This window comes from Tenacibaculum mesophilum (assembly GCF_003867075.1).
In the GTDB taxonomy this organism is placed as follows: Bacteria; Bacteroidota; Bacteroidia; order Flavobacteriales; family Flavobacteriaceae; genus Polaribacter; species Polaribacter mesophilus.
Genome location: NZ_CP032544.1, coordinates 2932173 through 2950179 on the forward strand (window position 1 = coordinate 2932173; position 18007 = coordinate 2950179).

Below are 18007 nucleotides of genomic sequence, written 5' to 3' on the forward strand. Positions count from 1 at the left end.
TATGGATATACATTTTATTGATCTATTAATATTTGTGTTATATCTAGTTTTTATGCTTGGAGTAGGAGTATACTTCATGAATAAAAACAAATCAAAAGACGATTACTATGTAGGGGGAAGAAACATGTCAGCAGGTCATATAGGGTTATCTGTTGTTGCAACTGATGTTGGAGGGGGCTTTTCTATTGGCTTAGGAGGTCTTGGTTTTTTAATGGGACTCTCCGGTAGCTGGATGCTTTTTACAGGGTTATTAGGTGCTTGGATAAGCGCCGTTTTTTTAATCCCTAAAGTATATCCAATAGCAAAAAAACATCATTTTCTAACGTTTCCAGAGTCATTAGCTTTTCACTACAATGCAAAAGTCGCTCTAATGGCAGGAATTATTTCGTTAATAGGGTACATAGGTTTTACAAGCTCACAAATTTTAGCAGGAGCAAAACTAGCATCCGCTACATTTCCTTCTATATCTATTACTAATGCAGTTTTAATTATGGGAGTCATTGCAGTGGTGTATACAGTTATTGGAGGAATAAAAGCTGTGATTTATACAGATACCATTCAGTGGATAATTCTAATGATAGGGCTAATAGGAATTGGAATCCCTATCGGTTATGCTGAAATAGGAGGGTGGAGTGGCATTAAAGAAATATTACCAGCCAGTTTTTTATCACTAACCAATGTTTCGTTTATTGATATGTTTAACTGGATAATCACAATAGTACCTATTTGGTTTGTTGGAATGACTTTATACCAACGAATTTATGCTTGTAAAGATGAAAAAACAGCAAAAAAAGCATGGAAAATAGCGGGACTTTTTGAGTACCCAATAATGGCGTTTATGGGAGTTGCCTTAGGGTTATTTTCAAGAGTAGCCTATGAGCAAGGAATGTTTGCTAGTATAGGGTATGCCCCAGGAGTAGAATTGGATGCAGAATTGGGACTTCCATTGTTGCTGAGAAGTATTTTACCAGTGGGTTTAATGGGGTTAATGATGTCGGCTTATTTTTCGGCAATTATGTCTACAGCCGATAGTTGTTTAATGGCAGCTTCAGGAAACTTAACAACAGATATTTTTGGGTATTTCAAGAAAAGTATCAGTATAAAAAACTCACAATTAATAACTTTTTTAATAGGTGGCTTAGCTATTGTATTGGCAACAAAAATGCAAAATGTATTAGAGTTAATGCTGTATTCGTATGCCTTTATGGTATCAGGGTTGTTAGTTCCTGTTTTAGGAACATTATTACTGAGAAAACCATCACCAATTGCTGCTTTTTATGCAATGATTTCAGGAGGATTGACCACTTTACTATTAATTATTTTAGAGGTAAAATTACCTTTTGGTTTGGATGCAAATTTCTTCGGAATTACATTATCAGCTATTGTATTTTCAATAATTCAGTTAATTAATAATCCAAAATCATGGAAAGCCTAAAGGATACTTTAGAGAAGGTAAGAAAAGAATTACATAAGTTTCCTGAAGTTTCTGAAGAAGAATATGAAACTAAAAAAAGAATACAAACTTTTTTAGAGGAACACACATTTTGTGAGATACAACCAGTGGCTAAAACAGGTTTGTTAGCAATCTTCAATGGAAAAAAAGAAGGGAAAACAGTTATGCTAAGGGCTGATATTGATGCGTTGCCTATTCAAGAAATAAATAGTTTCGAACATAAATCTGTAAATGAAGGAGTCTCTCACAAATGCGGACATGATGGGCATACAACTATTTTACTTGGAGTAGCAAAGCTTCTTACGGAAAAACCGTTGTCTAAAGGAAAAGTAGTATTACTTTTTCAACCTTCAGAAGAAAATGGAAGAGGAGCGCAGTCTATTTTAGAAGATACTTATTTTAAACAACTTAATATAGATTATGTTTTTGCGCTACATAATTTACCAGGTTTTACCAAACAAGAAATAATTGTAAAAGAACATGAGTTTACTAGCAATGTAAAAAGTGTTATAATTACTTTGGAAGGAAAAACAGCACATGCAGCAGAGCCAGAAAAAGGCTACAACCCAGCTAATGCAATTGCTGAAATTCTTCATTTTGTAAGACAAGAAACAAAAAATATACCAGAAGATTCTGATTTCTTTTTAGCTACTCCCATATACGTAACAATGGGAGAAAAAGCCTATGGAGTATCAGCAGGATATGGAGAAGTACATCTTACATTAAGAAGTTGGAGTACGCGTTTAATGAAAGAAAAACAGAATAACCTCGAACAATTACTTCAAAAGCTTCAAGAAAAAGAAAAGTTAAGTATTAATACTTCTTGGTTTGAAGAGTTTTACGCAAATAAAAATAACAAAGAAGCTGTTGAGTATATAAAAAAGGTAGCGGAACAACTAAATTTATCAATTAACGAAATAAATAGCCCGTTTAAATGGGGCGAAGATTTCGGGTTGTTTACACAACAATATAAAGGAGCTATGTTTGGACTAGGAGCTGGGAAAAACACTCCTGCACTACATAATCCAGATTATGATTTTCCTGATGATATAACAGTAACAGGAGCACAATTATTTTATAATATTTTAAAAGAAGTTCAACAATAATGACTCATACATCTTATTTAGAATTATCTGAATCAGCAATAAAAAATAACATCAATTTTATACGTGAAATAATAGGAGATACTACTATTTTTTCATCTGTAGTAAAAGGAAATGCTTACGGTCATGGAATTAAAACCTATTGTATGTTGGCATACAAATACGGAGTAAGACATTTTAGCGTTTCTGATGCGAATGAGGCTTTTGATATAAAAAAAACACTACCTTATGAAGATGTAACCATTATGATAATGGGAATGATTGAAAATAGCCAGTTACCATGGGCAATTGAAAATGAGATAGAGTTTTTTGTTTTTGAAGAAAATAGACTACAAAAAGCGATAGAAGCAGCAAAAAAAGTAAAAAGAAGAGCTAAAATTCATTTAGAAATCGAAACAGGAATGAACAGAACAGGCTTTGTTCCAAAAGAAACAACAAAAGTTCTTAAATATATTGAGACACATAAAGAGTTTGTTGATGTTAAAGGAATTTGTTCTCATTTAGCAGGAGCAGAAAGTATATCAAATTACAAGAGAATAACCGATCAAAAGAAAAAATTTAAAAATGTAAGAAAGAGAGTAAAAGAACTTGATTTATTCAATCCAAATTACCATTTAGCAAGTTCAGCAGCTACAATTAGATACCCAACAACAAGGTTAGATTTGGTAAGAGTTGGTATCTTACAGTTTGGATTTTTTCCAACAAAAGAGATATTGGTTCATTATTTAACCAAAGAAAAAATTGTAGAGAATCCGTTAAAAAGAATCATATCTTGGAAAACAGAAGTTATGGATGTTAAAACGATAAAAGCAGGTCAGTTTATTGGCTATGGTACATCATACTTTACAAACCAAGAAACCAAAATAGCAATTATACCAGTTGGATATTCTTCAGGATATAGCCGTTCTCTTAGTAATAAAGGAAAAGTTTTAATAAGAGGACAACGACATAAAATAGTAGGATCCATTAATATGAATATGATGGCAGTAGATATAACACATGCCGATACTATTGAAAAAGGAGATGAGGTTGTATTAATAGGGGGTCAAGGTGATGTTGAAATAACAGTTTCATCATTCAACGATTCAATACAAATAATTAATTATGAATTATTAACACGACTTCCTGAGAATTTACCAAGAATAATAACAAAATAATTATGGCAGAATTAATTATATATTCTGAAAGAATAAAAGATAACATAAAAAAACTAAGTAATTTCTTTGAAAAAAATCATATCGAATGGAGCTTGGTAACAAAAGTTTTCTCGGGAGATAAAACATTTTTAAAAGCAATTTTAACTCCGGATGTAACTGAAAAAATAAACTCGATTGGAGATTCTAGATTAACAAGTTTAAGAAACTTAAGAGAGGTGAATCCAGATTTACGTACTATTTACATAAAACCCCCAGCAAATATTTATGCAGATGATGTGGTAGAGTACGCAGATATTTCTTTAAACAGCTCTTTATCTACTATAGAGTCACTTAATGAAGCAGCGAAGAAGAAAAATAAAATTCATAAAATTATTATCATGATTGAAATGGGTGAGTTAAGAGAAGGAGTAAAAAGAGATGATATTTTAGGGTTTTATGAAAAAGTATTCAATCTACCGAATATTGAAGTAATAGGTATAGGTTCAAATTTAGGATGTATGTACGGAGTAGAGCCTACTTATGATAAGCTATTGCAATTATCGTTATATAAAGAATTAATATCGGCTAAATTTAATAAGGATTTAAAATATGTGTCAGGCGGTACATCAATTACGTTACCATTGGTGGAAAATGGAGTCGCTCCTAAAGATATAAACCATTTTAGAATTGGAGAAGCTGCATTCTTTGGAGTAAGTCCGTTAGAGAATAAGCAGTTTAAAGATTTGCATACAGAAACATTTGAGTTTTATGCTAATGTAATAGAGTTGGAAAAGAAAAAAATAGTTCCCGATGGCATTATAAGTGAAGCAAGTATTGGACATACATCTACTTATGATGAAAACGATGTACAAGAAACATCGTACAAGGCAATTTTAGATTTTGGTTTATTAGATGTAGATAAAAATGATATTGAAGTTGAGGATAAAAGTATATCTTTTGTGGGAATTACTTCTGATATGTTAGTAATTGATGTTGGGTTGAATAAAAATGAAGCAGGAGATACAAAATATAAAGTAGGTGATAAAGTAAAGTTTACACTTAGCTATATGGGGGTAGCAAGATTGTTAAGTTCTAAATTTATAGATAAAGTTTATGTATAAAATAAAGATATCTACCCTCTACTTTTTTAGGGGGTAGATAGTAATGGTATTACCTAACCATGCTTGTAATTTATCATACATGATTTTTTGTTTTTCGTCAGAAAAATGTCTTATTCTAGTAGCATGATTTGCATTAGGTAATACCATTTTTAAGGCATCAACCTCTTTTTTAGGTATAGGAGCACAAGCGTACCAAGGATCATTTTCGCCGTAAATGTATAAAATTCGATTCCCTTTATTTTCTACATAATTGCGCACTTTTTTTATATAATTTGGGTTGTAGCTTATATCAATATTTTTAGGAGCGAAACGCTTATTAGAACTACTGGTAACCACTTGAAGCAAATCTTTAACAGGTGTTAAGTCATATCCATAATACCCTAATTCTGTCATATGTTGATAAAAGGAAGGAAGGTAATAGTTATATCCCCAATCACTATAAACAGTAATATCAGAGTTCTTTATTAAAAAGTTAAATAATACGTTGATATCATCATTATTCTCAGGTATTTTATCACACTTGCCATCTCCCCATTGCCAAAAAGAAAAAGGAAATTCTAATACAGCATATTCTAAAACTTCATTAAAAGGAACTTCATTAAAAGTAATCTCATTAGTCGTAGCATATTCTTTTAGTAATGGGATTATATCGCTTCTTTTATGTAAAATAGCACGTTGAAATGTTTTAATTCTATCTCTACAAGTTTCATTCTTAATAGTATTTATGAAATCGTTAGTTCTAATATCTTCTGTACCGTTTATTAAAGGAGCTACGTAAGGCACAGTTACATCAATATCATTAGGAAAATTATATTTATAAATTAATGCAGTTTCTCCTCCTTTACTAATACCCGTAGAAATCCATTTATTCTTGTACAAAGATTTTAACTTCTCAACAATAAAGTGATAATCGTTTGTGGCATTATCATTTGTTAGATATTTCCAAGGAATTTCATCAGGTCTAGATTTTCCGTACATTCTGTATTCTACAATAACTTGATTACCCTTAAAAATCTTGCTTAATTCGGTAGTTCTATTATGGGAAGCATACCCATCTGTAACCAAAATAGTAGGGTTATTATAGTCACTATGTGATATGTAAATATATTGCTTAAAAGTACCTTCTTCCGGATGTTTATGATCCAAAAATTGATTTAAAATAACTTGATAAGACTCTATAAAATGATCTTCAGTTTTTATAGTATTAATTTTAGCATTAGGAAAAACTTCTTGTAGTTTACTTTTAAAAGATTTATTATTATTTGTGTTACATGAAAGTAAAACAGTAATAATAAAAGTAAAAAGAAAAGTAGGAATTAACTTCATAAAATAATTTTGTATAAAATTATAGGCTTTCATTTTTTTAAATTGATACTATTTTATCTAACAGTGTGCAAATATTAAGTAGTTTAAGGGTAGATTCTATCGCAAGATTTTAAAAAACGTACATTTAGCTATGGAACAAATTGTACAAATTAATAATCAGTTTATAGAAAGTAATACATCTTTTCAAGAGTTAATAAATGAACTTAAAAAAGCATTTTCGGACAACAAGGTACAAGTACCTTTAAGGCACCATCATGATTTTACAAATCCTAAAGCAACTCAAGATTCAACCTTACTTTTAATGCCTGCTTGGAACCCAGGAAAAACAGCAGGAATAAAAATAGTTACCGTTAGTCCAGAGAATCATCAATTTAACTTACCAGCTATTCATGGAACATATATTTTGTTAAATTCTGTAAACGGAACTATTAAAGCAATTTTAGATGCTAAAAGCTTAACAGCAAAAAGAACCGCGGCTGCTTCTGCTTTAGCATCTTCTTTTTTATCAAGAAAGAACGCAGATTCATTATTAATGATAGGTACAGGAGCTTTAGCTACTAATTTAATAAAAGCGCATTGTACAGTTAGACCAATAAAAAAGGTATATGTTTGGGGAAGAAACTATGAAAAAGCGAAAAAAATAGCAAAGCAGTGTAATAGTAATATTGTAAAAGTAGTACCAGTAGAGACAATAGAAGAAAAAATAAAGGAAGTAGCGATTATATCTTCAGCAACATTATCTAAAATGCCATTAATTAATGGTGATTTATTACAAAAAGGGCAACATATAGATCTTGTAGGAGCTTACAAAAAAGACATGAGAGAAGCTGACAACTCAGCTATACTTAAATCAACAGTTTTTGTGGATACTTTTCAAGGAGGGCTTAAAGAGAGTGGAGATATTGTAATTCCATTAAACCAAGGGATAATAGAAGAAAAAGATATTAAAGCAGATTTATTTAGGCTGTGTGCTAATAACATTTTAGCTAGGACATCAGAAGAAGAAATTACACTTTTTAAATCAGTAGGTCATGCTTTAGAAGATTTAATAGCGGCAAATTATTATTATAAACAATACATATAATGAATAGGAGTAAAACATATAAAAATATTATACAAAAAACAACATTTACTATTCCCAAAGATTGGATACAGATAGAAACTATCGACATGCATACTGGGGGAGAACCGTTACGAGTAATAATAAAAGGATTTCCAGACTTAGAAGGGAAATCAGTTTTAGATTATAGACGATTTTGTAAAGAAAATTATGATTATTTACGAACAGCTTTAATGTTTGAACCAAGAGGACATGCAGATATGTATGGATGTATTTTATTGCCTCCAAATGATGATGAAGGAGATTTTGGTATTATTTTTTTGCATAATGAAGGGTACTCAACTATGTGTGGTCATGCCATTATTGCAATCTCTACTCTTGCAATACACATGAAATGGATAGAGGTTGTAGAAGGAGAGAATATATTGAAAATAGATGCCCCTTGTGGTAGAATTGTTTCTTATACAGAGGTGAAAAACAATGAAGTAATAGGTGTAAAATTTCATTGTGTACCTAGTTTTGTTGTTGGCTTAGACCGTACAGTAAATGTAAAAGGGCTAGGAGAAGTTACATATGATTTAGCTTATGGTGGAGCTTTTTATGCATATGTAGACATGTGTAAAAATAATTTTGATTTTGATTTATCTGCAAGAAACTATAGAAATTTAATAAACGCAGGAATGGCTATTAAAAATGAAGTAATGTTGCAAGACAAAGAAATTTTACATCCTTTTGAGGATGATTTAAGCTTTTTATACGGAACTATATTTATTGATAATACTAAACAAATGTCTGGTAATGATAGTAAAAATGTATGTGTTTTTGCAGAAGGAGAAGTAGATAGATGCCCTACAGGATCAGGTGTTTCAGGGCGAATGGCAATTCACAAAGCAAGGAAAGAAATAGATTTTAATCAAGTAATGAGTATTGAAAGTATTACAGGTTCTACTTTCAAAGGTTCTGTAATCTCCGAAGAAAATTATGGAGCATTTAAAGCTGTAATTCCTCAAGTTGAGGGAACCGCATATATAACAGCCGTACAAACTTTTATAATAGACCCAAAAGATCCAATGAAAAAAGGGTTTATACTTCGATAAACCCCAAAATATTAATTAATTTTTGTGCATTTTTTAGCTAGCCAAATATTTTCTTCTTTAGTTAAGAAAGGAGAAAGTGTTTGGTAAACTTTACTATGGTAAGCATTTAACCAGTTTTTTTCATCAATAGTAAGTAAGTTTGCATTAATTAATGTGGTATCAATATAGCATAGTGTTAGTGGTTCAAACTCTAAAAAAATACCAAAACTAGAAGTTTTTTGTATTTTTGAAAGAACTATATTTTCTATCCTAATACCGAATTCTCCAGAAATATATAATCCTGGTTCAATAGTTGTTAGTTGGTTTTCAAAATGTGAACTTGTACCTCTTTCAGTTACTGTAGTGCTAGCAAATCCTTGGTCAGGTTCGTGTACCATACCAAAACTACCAATACCATGTCCTGTTCCATGTGGGTAATCTAATCCATTTTTCCATAATGGAGCTCTAGCAAAAGCATCTAATTGTACTCCTGTTGTTCCTCTAGGAAAAACAAGTTGTTCAAGTCCAATATAACCTTTTAGAACAGCTGTGTATGCTGTTGTTATTTTTTTACAAGGTGTGCCTCCAAGCCAAATAGTTCTGGTAATATCAGTAGTTCCATCTTCATATTGGGCACCACTATCTAACAATAAAATATTTTCATTTTTTACAAGCAAACAATTGTCTTTAGTAGCAGTGTAGTGAATGATGGCTCCATTTTTTTTATAGCCTACAATTGTAGCAAATGACTCACCTTTATATAAATCTTGTTGTTGCCTAAAATAATTAAGTTTTTGTCCTATTTCATATTCAGAAACAACATTTTTACAGAGTTTTTTTTCAAGCCAAATAAAAAACTTAGTTAAAGCAACTCCATCTTTGATCATACACTTTTTGGAACCTTCAATCTCAGTAATATTTTTAACTGATTTAAGAGTTTTAGCATAAGATTTTTCAGAAATAAGGGTTCCTTTTAAATTAACAAAAGACTCATAATTTAAAGTAGAAAAGTCAACAATGGTTTTTTTATTATAAGTTATTTCAGACAGATAAGTTATGACTTCATCATAGTTTTTTATAAAAACATTATTAGCGTCAAAATCATTAATAACCGGGGGTGTAAATCTCTTTTTATCACAAAAAAAATAAATATCTTGTTTACCTATAAGAGCATAAGCTGTAACCAAAGGGGTATAGTCGACATCACTAGAACGAATGTTAAATAACCAGGCAATCTCATCTAATGATGAGAAGAAATAAAAATCTACATTTTTATCTTTTAACCTTTCCTGAATTTTTCTAATTTTAGATAAAGTTGAAGCTCCACTGTATTTAATTGAATGATGGTAAATAGGTGTATTAGGTAAACTAGGCCTATTTATCCATATATTTTTTGCAAAATTAGGTTGATTTTTAAGTTGTATGTTTTTTAAAGTTGTATGTGATGTTAAATAATTTATTTGTGATATGGAAAACAACCTAAAGTCTAAGCCAATACAAGTTTCTGTATTCAGTAAATTACATAACCAAGCTACATGTTCTGGAGCATGAGGAATAGATTGTTTATGTAGTTGTACTTCAGAAGTTTTGCACTCTTCTTCAAACTGTAAAAAATATCGAGAATCAGTCCATAAAGCAGCTCTATCTTTTGTGACAATTAGAGTTCCAGCAGACCCTGTGAAACCAGAAAAGTATTCACGAAGTTTCCAATGATCAGCCACATATTCCGATTGATGAGGGTCAGTTGAAGGAATTATAAAAGCATCAATCTTTTGAATAGACATGAAGTCACGTAAAGCTTTTAATCTTTCATTAACCATAATAGCTTTTTTAAGAAAAACGTTCAATGTTAAACGGTTTTATATCTAAACTTGTTTTTTTATTACTTATGATTTCAGAAACTAATTTACCCGTTGCTGGACCTAGACTCCATCCCATCATCGCATGACCAGTAGCTACTGTCACATTTTTAATTTTTGAGAGTTTACCAATATATGGTAACCCATCTGGAGAGCAAGGTCTGAGTCCGCTCTCTACATTATCAATGTCTTTTTTTGTAATTTGTAAATTGTCGTAATATTGTTTAGCGGCTTGAGTAATTGTATGTACTCTTTTTAGGTTTATTTTATTGTTAATACCAGCAATTTCCATGGTGCCACCAAAACGAGTAAAACCATTCATAGGTGTTACAGCTACTTTTGCCTCAGTTAATATAGCAGGAATTGTAATACCCGTATTCTCTTTTACATTAACCCGATAGCCTTTACCTGCTTGAATAGGAATATTAATACCAAGTTTTTTAGCTATTCTTTGTGTCCATGAGCCAGTTGCTAATATAAATTCATCTGCAGTAATTGTATCATTAAGAGTATTGATATATTGTATTTTATTGTTTTTGATATGAAAATCAGTAACCTGTTCGTTAGCTAAAAAAGTTACATTATTTTGTGTTAAATATAGCTTTAACTGGTTCATGTACTCATTAGGTGTCATGTGAGCATCTGAATGATAGTAGATAGAACCTTTAATATTTAGTTTAATATTAGGCTCTAATTTTTGAGTTTGTTCTTTAGTTAAATGTTCTACTTTTAACCCTTCTTTTATGCCTAATTTTCCTATATTCCACTCTTCTTCCCCCATTTTATCAGTTTTATAATGCATTAATAAACCTTTATGTTGATAATGAAAATCAAAATCATTAGAAGTTTTAATTTCCTCATAAAGCTCTTTACTAAATACATTAATATTTTTGATAATAGGAATAGAAGTTGAAACTTTTTTATGTGTAGCAGATTTTTTAAATAACCATGCCCATTGAAAAAAGTCATAATCTAGCTGAGGTTTAATAGAAAAAGGACTTGTAGAGCTAAACATCCATTTAATACCTTTATTAATAATGCCTGGTGCGGCTAGTGAAATAATATGACTAGGTGTTATAATACCTGCATTAACATAGGAAGCACCCGAAGAAAAGTTAGATTTATCTATAACAGTTACTTTATGACCTTCTTTTTGAAGGAAATACGCAGTAGATAAACCTATAATTCCTCCACCAATTATAATACAATCTTTCAATAATGTAACGTTTTAATTGTTTATTAATTGTTTTTTACCAATAACCTAAAATTAATGATTTAAATAACTTGAAAACCATAAGCATATGGGTCATCTTTATCATCTATTATAATGTTATTATACCCATATACTTTTGCCCATCCTTGTATACTGGGAATAATAGCTGGTTTACCATTTAAAGTTGTTTCTTTTTCTACACGACCAATAAACTTACTACCTATAAAGCTCTCATGTATAAAGTCTTCTTCAATTTGTAATTTTCCCTTTGTAAATAATTGAGCTAATCTAGCAGATGTACCAGTACCACAAGGGCTTCTGTCAATTGCTTTATCACCATAAAATACAGCATTTCTTCCTGATGAGCTTGGGTTTATTGGATCACCTGTCCATAGCATATGTGTAACGTCTCTAATAGTTTTATTCTCTGGATGAATAAACATGTCAGGATATTTTTCATTTATTCGATTTCGAACAACTTGAGAGTATTGAATAATTTTAGATGCTGTAAAATTGTGTACACCCGAAAAGTTTTTTTGAGGATCTACAATTGCATAATAATTTCCACCATAAGCTACATCGAAAGTAATTTCTCCTAAATCTGGACAATCTACTGTGAGTTCTTCAGCTGCTAAATAACTTTTTACATTTGTCAAACGAACCCAATCTACTTTTTTTCCGGTTTGCTGATATTCAATTTCAACTAAGCCAGCAGGAGCTTCCATTCTAATCTTTCCTGGAACTTTAGGTGTAACTAAGCCTTCTTCAATTGCTATAGTGATTGTTCCAATTGTTCCGTGACCACACATAGGTAAACATCCAGAAGTTTCAATAAATAAAATAGCAAAATCATTTTTTGGGTTGTGAGGAGGGAACAAGATTGAGCCACTCATCATATCATGACCACGAGGTTCAAACATTAAACCTTTACGAATCCAATCATACTCTCTAAGGAAGTGTTGACGTTTTTCGCTCATGTTGGCTCCTATTAAGTTAGGACCACCTCCTGCAACAACTCTCACAGGATTACCACAAGTGTGTGCATCTACACAAAAAAAAGTTTTTTTCATCTTAAATTGAATTGCCAGCTTGTATTCTGTAGTAGAAAAAACCCTTCAAATTTTTCTATTTTGGAAAGACGAAGCTGGCTTTATTTCAATTTCTTTAGATGCTCCAAAAGTAAGGTTTTGAACTTACAGGTTTTCTAAAGAAATTATTAAATTTTATTATACTATTTTCTCTTTTGTTAATGTACCGTTAACAGAACGTAAAATATATAAAGGGTTTTCGTTTTTTAGTTCTTGAGGAAGCAGATAATTAGGCCAGTCTTGATAGCTAAATGGACGTACCCAACGTTTAATAGAGTTGATTCCTACTGCTGTGAATCTGCTGTCTGTTGATGCAGGGTATGGACCTCCGTGAACCATTGATGGACAAACTTCTACACCAGTAGGAACACCGTTAAAAATAATTCTTCCAACCCTGTTTTGTAAAGCTGAAACTATAGTAGGGTAGTTAGCTACTTCATTATCATCTGAAATAACTGTTCCTGTAAGTTGCCCTTCTAAGCTCGAAATTATTTCTTCTAACTGTTTTTCGTTTTTACATTGAACCACAATAGAATATGGGCCAAATACTTCTTGGTGTAAAGTAGGATTGTCTAAAAATGTTTTTCCTTTAACAGTTGTAACTATTTGAGAAGCATAGTTGGCTTGTGTTTCCTCTTTATAGTTAGTAACTACAGTTAATCCTTCTTGAGCAATAGCTTTAGATTTGTTACTCTCGTATGCTCCAACAATGTTTGGATGTAGCATACAAGTTGGATTTATTTCTACAATTTTTTTAGCTAAAGAATTAATAAAATTATCTAAACTATCGCTTTCTATTCCTAAGATCAATCCAGGATTCGTACAAAATTGTCCTGTACCTAACGTAATAGAATTGGCATAAGTACTTGCTATGCTTTTGGCTTTATTTTGTAAAGCTTTTGGAAGCATAATAACTGGGTTAATACTTCCCATTTCAGCAAATACAGGAATCGGCTCCTCTCGTTTTGCAGCTAAATCTAATAAAGCTCTTCCTCCGCGGATACTACCTGTAAAGCCAACAGCTTTTACTTTAGGGTGAGCTACTAATTGCTGACCTACTTCAATACCACTAGAGTTTAAGTTAGAAAAAACACCGTTAGGCATTTCAGTTTTTTCAGCAGCTTTAATAATTGCTGAAGCTATAAGTTCACCCGTACCTGCATGCATTGGGTGCGACTTAACTATCACAGGACAACCAGCGGCTAAAGCAGCTGCAGTATCTCCACCTGCTGTAGAATAGGCAAGAGGAAAATTACTTGCGCCAAAAACAACTACAGGACCTAAAGGAATATTCATTTTACGTAAATCTGATTTAGGACTTGGTTCTCTATCAGGAATTGCAGTGTCGATAGTAGCCTCTACCCATGAGCCCTCTTCAACTAAATCAGCGAAAGAGCGTAATTGAAATACAGTTCTTCCTCGTTCTCCTTTTGCACGACCTTCTGGTAATCCAGATTCAGCACAATATGTTTGTATCAATTTAGTACCTAAGGCTAAAATTTCATCAGCAATAGCATTTAAAAATTCAGCTTTTCTTTTACCAGAAATAGTTTGGTATTCTTTAAACGCTGTTGTAGCTAAATCGACAGCATTATTAATCTCTTCTGGAGTCGCTTCGGTAAAAATATATTCATTTTCCTGGTTTAATTCAGGGTTAAATGTTTTGTAAGTTGTACTTCCTAAATTCGATAACTGATTTCCTATATAGTTTTTTCCTGTAATCATATTTAAATTGACAAAGAGTTAATTAGTGAGTAGCTAAAGTTTTATAATTGGGTAAAGTTGGTCTGTTTTTTAAGCCTGTTTCTATTACGCTTAAAACGTGTTTACGCTCTTCACCAATTAATGGTAGCCTTGGTGCTCTTACGTTTTCAGTACCGATACCTGTAGCTACTTCTGCTAGTTTAATGTTTTGCACTAATTTAGGGTTTATATCTAATTCCAACAACGGTAAAAACCAACGATAAATTTCTAAAGCTTCTTGTATACGCCCCGCTTTTTGTAGTTCATAAATAGCTACTGTTTCTTTAGGAAAAGCACAAACAAGACCAGCAATCCAACCATCAGCACCCATTAATAAACTTTCCAGAGCTATTGTGTCTACACCAGTCATTATCTTTAATCGATTACCAAAACGGTTCTTAATTCTAGTTACATTAGAAATGTCTCTTGTAGACTCTTTTACAGCTTCAATATTATCATGTTTTAATAATTCTTCAAACATATCTAGTGTAACCTCAATCTTATAATCAACAGGATTGTTATAAACCATAATTGGAAGTGAAGTGTTTTTTGCTACAGCTTTAAAGTATTCTACTGTTTCTCTGTCCCCAGACTTGTATCTCATGGGAGGAAGCATCATTAAACCCTTTGCCCCATCTTCTTCAGCTTTTTGAGCTGCTTCTATGGCTGCTTTTGTAGTTTGTTCAGCTATGTTAATTAATACAGGCACTTTATTATTAACAAGCTTTACGGTAGTTTGGGTTAATATCCTTTTTTCATCATCAGATAAAGTACTAGCTTCTCCTAGCGTACCGCCTAATACTATGCCGTGTACACCAGCATCTAATTGTGCTTTTATGTTCACTTCAAACATGTTTAAGTCTAGGGCATCATCATTTGTAAACTTTGTAGTTACTGCTGGCATTACACCGTTCCAATTTATACTCATTTTAGTATTGTTTTTTTGGCAAAGTTATAAGTGAAGAAGTGACTGTCTTAGCTTCAAATTACCTAATACTGGTATAATATTACCTTATTAATTATTTTGATTAGTATTTGTTAGTAGTATTTGCATATTTTTGAATACTAATAGTAGTTTTATTAATGAAAGTTTTACCCTTTAAAATACCAAAAACTCATAATATTGGTTTGATCTATCAGGAGGATAAAGAACAATTCTTTTATGATAAATTCCATCAGCATGAGGAAATACAATTATGTGTAATAGTGAAGGGAGAGGGAACTTTAATTGTTGGTGATACTGTTAATAAATATTCATCTGGAGATGTCTTAGTTATAGGAGGTAATTTACCACATGTTTTTAAAAGTGATGCTTCCGTTATTAAAGAGTCTTTTATGATTTCCCTTTTTTTTACAAAAGAATCTTTTGGGAAGAGTTTTTTCCAGTTAGATGACTTTAAAGAATTAATTCCTTTTTTTGAAAAATCTATATCAGGATTTAAACTCTTAAATAACAAAAAAAAAGTTATAAGAATTTTATTAAGTTTACAAAAATCAAGTAATCTTAATCGTTTCATAGGTTTACTAAGAGTTTTAAAAATTTTAGTTGATTCTGATACAATAGAGCTTGCTAGCTTTATCTACCCTAAAAGATATACAGATAATGAAGGAAAAAGAATGCGTGATGTAATGGATTTTACAATAAATAATTTTGAAAAAAATATAGATTTATATGAAATAGCAGAAAAAGCAAATATGACTCCCAATGCTTTCTGCAGATATTTCAAACAAAGAACAAATAAAACGTACTTTACTTTTTTAAATGAATTGCGTGTAGAGAATGCTTGTAAATTATTAGTGTCAGACAAAAGCCTTCCAATTAGCTCAATAGCATATAAATCAGGATTCAATAATTTATCTAATTTTAATAGAAAATTTAAAGAAGTTAAAGGAATAAGCCCTTCAATTTTTAGACATAAAAATATATAAATAGTTTTTTGAATAATAGTTATTTTGTTTCTTAAAATTTAACATAAAAAGCAATATTTCTTAGTTATATTTGTTTTTTATTTTCAAAAAATTATGAAGAGGGTAATTGTTTCTGTTTTTTTTTTATTATTAAGTTTAGTTTACAATGTTTCAGCACAGGAAACATTACCAATTTATGCTGATTATTTGTCAGATAATGTATATTTATTACATCCTGCAGCTGCAGGTATAGGAGATTGTGGGAAAATAAGATTAACAGCACGTCAACAATGGTTAGGGGTTGATGATGCTCCTGCTTTACAAACAGCAAGTTTTCATACAAAGCTAGGAGAATACTCTAACACAGGAGTTGGAGTAATTCTTTTTAATGATAAAAATGGATATCATTCACAAAAGGGAGTTCAAGGTACCTATGCTTATCATATAGATATGGGAAATGAAAACCTTTTTAATCAGTTATCTTTTGGATTGTCTTTTTCTGTGGTTCAGAATGAAAGAGATCAAAGGGCTTTTATAAACGATCCTACAGTAAGTCAGGTTATAGAAAGTGATTTTTATTTTAATGCTGATTTCGGAATGGCATATCATAAAAATGGGCTGTCATCTTATTTTACTATAAAAAATATTTTCTTATCAGCAAAAAACAATTTAAACCCAGATTTTGAATCATATAATCTTAGAAATTATATTCTTGGAGGAGGATACTTTTTTGGTGATAAAGAAAAGTTACAATTTGAGCCCTCATTAATGTTTCAATACAAAGAACAGACTAAAGAAAAAATAGCAGACATAAATTTTAAAGTATACAAAACACTAAATACAACTCAAATATGGGCTGCCTTATCTTATAGAAAGAGCTTTGGAGGAAATGTCTTTGGAGATTCACAATACGTAACTCCAATAGTTGGAGTTAATTATAAAAAATGGATGTTTGCTTATACTTATACACAGCAAACAGGTGATGTAGTATTTTCAAATGGAGGTTTTCATCAATTATCATTAGGTGTAAATCTATTCTGTACTAAAAGAAGAGCAGCTGCGTGTCCTAATATTAATGGAAGTTTTACGTATTAAAAATTTAAGAATTTTATTGTACTATTTTTATAGTCTTTCAACATTGATTTTAAAACATCAGCCTCTTTGTTAATATAAAATGTGTTTTCGGTAACTTCATTACTATTATTTAGTAAATTTTGTTGAAGTAAAACATTTTTAACTTGTCTGGCTACAGCTTCGCCAGAGTCAATAATCTTTACATTTTCACCCGTAATTTTTTGTATTTGAGGTAATAAATAAGGATAGTGAGTACAGCCTAAAACAATATAGTCACATTTTTTATCTAGCATTGGTGTTAGGTACTTTTTTAATAATAAAGTCATCTTATTAGAATAGATGTTTCCATTTTCTATAAGTTCAACTAATCCTTCTCCTACTTGTTCAATAATATTAATTTGATCATTTAAACTTGAGGTTGTTTTTTCAAACAAAGCACTATTTAAGGTTCCCTTAGTAGCCAATATACCAATAGTACCCGTTTGAGTTTGTAATGAAGCTGGTTTTATAGCAGGTTCTATACCAATAAAAGGTATTTTATAATTAGCTCTTAGATATTCAATGGCATTAGTAGTAGCTGTATTACAAGCAACAACTATAATTTTGGCTCCTTTATCAATTAAAAATTCAGTATTTTTTATTGATAAATTAACTATTTCTTGTGTTGATTTTTGACCATATGGAGCATTTTTACTATCTGATAAATAAATAGTGTTTTCTTTTGGCAGAAGCTGATGGATTTCTTTCCAAATAGATGTACCTCCAATACCAGAATCAAAAATACCAATAGGTTGTTGTGTAATCATTTTCATACGTATAACAAAAATAAAAATCCTGCTGTTTAAAC

The 18007-nt window shown here is 31.0% G+C and carries 15 protein-coding genes; 8 read left to right on the plus strand and 7 right to left on the minus strand.

Annotated features, from left to right (window positions below; genetic code table 11):
- Position 1 precedes the first annotated feature (1 nt).
- Genes D6200_RS13375 through D6200_RS13390 form a run of 4 tightly spaced genes read left to right on the plus strand, consistent with a single transcriptional unit; the run spans position 2 to position 4813 of the window.
- Positions 2-1435 carry a sodium:solute symporter family protein gene (locus D6200_RS13375; protein ID WP_073181893.1) on the plus strand — a complete coding sequence of 478 codons (1434 nt, stop codon included), beginning with the start codon at positions 2-4 and terminating at the stop codon, positions 1433-1435.
- Positions 1423-2559, plus strand: coding sequence for an amidohydrolase (locus D6200_RS13380; protein WP_047788648.1), 1137 nt, complete (start codon positions 1423-1425; stop codon positions 2557-2559). Before D6200_RS13375 ends, D6200_RS13380 begins: the two co-directional genes overlap by 13 nt.
- Positions 2559-3713 (plus strand): alanine racemase, encoded by a 1155-nt coding sequence (gene alr / locus D6200_RS13385; protein WP_073181892.1) that lies wholly within the window; start codon positions 2559-2561, stop codon positions 3711-3713. Before D6200_RS13380 ends, alr begins: the two co-directional genes overlap by 1 nt.
- A gap of 2 nt (positions 3714-3715) precedes the next feature.
- Positions 3716-4813 (plus strand): alanine racemase, encoded by a 1098-nt coding sequence (locus D6200_RS13390; RefSeq protein WP_047788646.1) that lies wholly within the window; start codon positions 3716-3718, stop codon positions 4811-4813.
- 18 nt (positions 4814-4831) lie between these two features.
- Here the strand turns inward: D6200_RS13390 and D6200_RS13395 are convergent, their stop codons facing one another.
- The gene (locus tag D6200_RS13395) at positions 4832-6172 is read right to left on the minus strand and encodes a S28 family serine protease (RefSeq protein ID WP_125064429.1); all 1341 of its coding nucleotides are present in this window, start codon (positions 6170-6172) and stop codon (positions 4832-4834) included.
- Positions 6173-6269: 97 nt separating this feature from the next.
- Here D6200_RS13395 and lhpI point away from each other — a divergent pair, with 97 nt between their 5' ends.
- Both lhpI and D6200_RS13405 read left to right on the plus strand, forming a co-directional pair.
- Positions 6270-7223, plus strand: a complete 954-nt coding sequence (gene lhpI, locus D6200_RS13400) for a bifunctional Delta(1)-pyrroline-2-carboxylate/Delta(1)-piperideine-2-carboxylate reductase (protein ID WP_047788645.1) — start codon at positions 6270-6272, stop codon at positions 7221-7223.
- A complete protein-coding gene (locus D6200_RS13405) occupies positions 7223-8296 on the plus strand; it encodes a proline racemase family protein (protein WP_073181891.1) in 1074 nt (357 codons plus the stop codon). Before lhpI ends, D6200_RS13405 begins: the two co-directional genes overlap by 1 nt.
- Positions 8297-8307: 11 nt before the next feature.
- Here D6200_RS13405 and D6200_RS13410 read toward each other — a convergent pair whose 3' ends face one another.
- The 5 genes from D6200_RS13410 to D6200_RS13430 all read right to left on the minus strand — a co-directional run bounded on the left by D6200_RS13410 (position 8308) and on the right by D6200_RS13430 (position 15106).
- Positions 8308-10095 carry an aminopeptidase P family protein gene (locus D6200_RS13410; protein WP_073182687.1) on the minus strand — a complete coding sequence of 596 codons (1788 nt, stop codon included), beginning with the start codon at positions 10093-10095 and terminating at the stop codon, positions 8308-8310.
- A 10-nt stretch (positions 10096-10105) separates the two neighbouring features.
- Entirely contained in the window at positions 10106-11350 is a 1245-nt protein-coding gene (locus tag D6200_RS13415; protein WP_073181889.1) for an NAD(P)/FAD-dependent oxidoreductase, read from the minus strand.
- A gap of 59 nt (positions 11351-11409) precedes the next feature.
- Positions 11410-12417, minus strand: a complete 1008-nt coding sequence (locus D6200_RS13420) for a 4-hydroxyproline epimerase (protein ID WP_047788642.1) — start codon at positions 12415-12417, stop codon at positions 11410-11412.
- Positions 12418-12573: 156 nt separating this feature from the next.
- A complete protein-coding gene (locus tag D6200_RS13425) occupies positions 12574-14160 on the minus strand; it encodes an aldehyde dehydrogenase (NADP(+)) (protein ID WP_073181887.1) in 1587 nt (528 codons plus the stop codon).
- A 22-nt stretch (positions 14161-14182) separates the two neighbouring features.
- Positions 14183-15106 carry a dihydrodipicolinate synthase family protein gene (locus tag D6200_RS13430; RefSeq protein ID WP_073181885.1) on the minus strand — a complete coding sequence of 308 codons (924 nt, stop codon included), beginning with the start codon at positions 15104-15106 and terminating at the stop codon, positions 14183-14185.
- 155 nt (positions 15107-15261) lie between these two features.
- Between D6200_RS13430 and D6200_RS13435 the strand changes: the two genes are divergently transcribed.
- Both D6200_RS13435 and D6200_RS13440 read left to right on the plus strand, forming a co-directional pair.
- Positions 15262-16107: an AraC family transcriptional regulator gene (locus D6200_RS13435; protein ID WP_073181883.1), complete on the plus strand. Its 846-nt coding sequence runs from the start codon at positions 15262-15264 to the stop codon at positions 16105-16107.
- A 93-nt stretch (positions 16108-16200) separates the two neighbouring features.
- Positions 16201-17181: a PorP/SprF family type IX secretion system membrane protein gene (locus D6200_RS13440; protein WP_073181882.1), complete on the plus strand. Its 981-nt coding sequence runs from the start codon at positions 16201-16203 to the stop codon at positions 17179-17181.
- Here the strand turns inward: D6200_RS13440 and murI are convergent.
- On the minus strand, positions 17178-17966 hold the full coding sequence (gene murI / locus D6200_RS13445) for a glutamate racemase (protein WP_073181880.1): 789 nt from the start codon (positions 17964-17966) through the stop codon (positions 17178-17180). The two genes, D6200_RS13440 and murI, sit on opposite strands and share 4 nt — an antisense overlap.
- Positions 17967-18007: the final 41 nt, after the last annotated feature.